The sequence below is a fragment of the Pseudonocardia sp. D17 genome (assembly GCF_036984265.1).
Lineage (GTDB): Bacteria > Actinomycetota > Actinomycetes > Mycobacteriales > Pseudonocardiaceae > Pseudonocardia > Pseudonocardia benzenivorans.
This window is the reverse complement of record NZ_BPRG01000183.1, coordinates 1-1,766: the sequence shown is the minus strand read 5'-3', so window position 1 is coordinate 1,766 and position 1,766 is coordinate 1. Positions and strand designations below refer to the sequence as shown.

2 protein-coding genes are annotated in these 1,766 nt (G+C 74.4%); both read left to right on the top strand.

What is annotated here, in order from left to right; translation table 11 throughout:
* Positions 1 to 90 precede the first annotated feature (90 nt).
* The gene (locus PSD17_RS25945; protein ID WP_041760166.1) at positions 91 to 279 is read left to right on the top strand and encodes a hypothetical protein; all 189 of its coding nucleotides are present in this window, start codon (positions 91 to 93) and stop codon (positions 277 to 279) included.
* Positions 276 to 1,700 carry an amidase gene (locus tag PSD17_RS25940; RefSeq protein WP_339124965.1) on the top strand — a complete coding sequence of 475 codons (1,425 nt, stop codon included), beginning with the start codon at positions 276 to 278 and terminating at the stop codon, positions 1,698 to 1,700. Before PSD17_RS25945 ends, PSD17_RS25940 begins: the two co-directional genes overlap by 4 nt.
* The last annotated feature ends 66 nt before the right edge of the window (positions 1,701 to 1,766 follow it).

Here is a 1,766-nt window from a genome sequence, read left to right as displayed (position 1 = left end):
CAACGACGTGCTGCGCACCGTCGTCGCGAAGTCGCTGCTCGCGGGCAAGGCCGTGATCTCGTGAGTGCCGATGGTCGCTGTAGCGAACGGGTGGCACCCGCCGATCTCGGGGCGCTCGCCGAACGTCTCGGCTACCACCTCGACGACGCGCAGATCGCGGAGATGCGCGCGGCGGTGGAGGCCGCCGAGCCCGCCGCGGCGCGGCTGCGCACCGACCCGCTTCTCGACGCCGGATGGCCCGTCGACCCCGCGCACGGCGACGCCTGGCTCCGCCGATGAACGGCGACACCCACGACTTCCTCGAGGCGTACCGCGCAGGCGCCGACCCGCGGGAGACGGTCGCCGGCTCGCTGGCCCGGCTGCGCGACGTGCACGAGGCGCTGAACACCACGATCGCCTTCCTCGACGACCGCGCGCTCGCCGCGGCCGAGGAGTCCGCCCGGCGCTGGGCCTCCGGCACCCCGCGGGTGTTGGAGGGCGTCCCGTTCGCGGTGAAGGACGTCATCGACGTCGCCGGCGTCCCCACCACCGGCGGCTCCTGGGTCTGCGACGACGCCCCTGCGGCCCGCAGTGCCGAGGTCGTGCGCCGGCTGGAGGCGGCGGGCGCGATCGCCGTCAGCAAGGACACGACGACGGAGTTCGCCGTCGGTGGCCCCAACCCGCCCCGCTTCGGTACCACCCGCAACCCGTGGGACCCGCAGCGGTGGGCGGGCGGCTCGTCGATGGGGACGGCGGCAGCGGTGGCGGCGCGGGCGGTGCCGTTCGGGCTGGGCACCGACGTCGGCGGCTCGGTGCGGCTGCCGTCGGCCTGGTGCGGGCTCACCGGCCTGAAACCGACGAGCGGAGCGATCCCGCGGACCGGCGTCATCCCGCTCTCCTGGACCGCCGAGACCGTGGGCCCGTTGTGCCGCAGCGCCCGCGACGTCGAGTTGCTCTTCGGGCTGCTGCGCGGCCCCGACGGCGTCGACCCGCGCGCGACCGCGCTGCCGCCCTTCATACCCGCGACCGGTGACGACCTGCGCGGTGTGCGGGTGGCCGTCGTCGGCGGGTATCTGACGGAGATGTGCGACGGCGCCGTCCGTTCCGGGATCGACGAGATGGCCGGGGTCCTCGCCGACGCCGGCGCCGAGATCGTCGACGCGGACATCCCGAGCGCCTCGGAGGTGCTCGCGATCGGCTACCGGATCGTGTGGGTCGAGGCCGCGAGCGTGCACCGCGTCAACGCCGCGCGCTGGTCGGAGTACGACCCTGTGCTCGTGTCCCGGATCAGCCAGGGGATCGCGACGCCCGCCGTCGACTACCTGCTGGCCCAGCAGTTCCGGGTGCGGCTGCAGCGCGAGCTCGACGAGGTCTTCGCCCACGCCGACCTCGTCCTCGTGCCGACGTGCCCCTCCACCGCGCCACGGCTTCCGGAGGCGACGGTCGTCGTCGACGGGGAGGAGTTCCCGCTCTACGCGGCCCAGTCGCGGTCGACGATGCTCGGCAACCTCACGGGTGCACCGGGGCTCGCCGTGCCGACGGGCTTCGCGCCCGACGGCCTGCCCGTGTCCGCCCAGCTCATGGCGCCGCCGCACCAGGAGGCCACGGCGCTGCGCGCGGCGCGGGTCTTCCAGGAGCGGACCGCGCATCATCTCGCCGTCCCTTCCGGTGCCGAATTGTCTGACGTATCGTCGGGCGTGCGCGGCACCACTCCCGACTGACTCGGAGGTACTGCTGTGAGCATCGAGAGCCCGGCCCGCACGATGATGTCCGGCCGGATCGCGGAG

Bases quoted from the DNA above. Each gene is read 5' to 3' on its own strand.
- PSD17_RS25940 (WP_339124965.1), top strand. From the start codon at position 276: ATGAACGGCGACACCCACGACTTCCTCGAGGCGTACCGCGCAGGCGCC.